Below are 235 nucleotides of genomic sequence, written 5' to 3' on the forward strand. Positions count from 1 at the left end.
ATGACGCGACGACGTTCATGGTGATGTCGGCGGCGTTGTCGGTGTTGTTGTCGCGGTTGAGCGGTACCGAGGATGTGGCGTTCGGTGTGCCGACGGCGGGGCGTGGGCGGAGTGAGTTCGACGAGATGGTCGGGTTCTTCGTCAACACGCTGGTGCTGCGGACGCGGGTCGCGGGCGAGTTGACTTTCGGTGAGCTGCTTGAGCAGGTCAGGGAGCGGAGTCTGGATGCGTTCGC

At 64.3% G+C, this 235-nt stretch carries 1 protein-coding gene; it reads left to right on the top strand.

Going from position 1 to position 235, the window contains the following annotated elements; genetic code table 11:
• On the top strand, positions 1–235 hold a 235-nt coding region (locus IG78_RS43715; RefSeq protein WP_037703555.1), incomplete at both ends, for a condensation domain-containing protein.

Source organism: Streptomyces aureocirculatus (genome assembly GCF_000720475.1).
In the GTDB taxonomy this organism is placed as follows: Bacteria; Actinomycetota; Actinomycetes; order Streptomycetales; family Streptomycetaceae; genus Streptomyces; species Streptomyces aureocirculatus.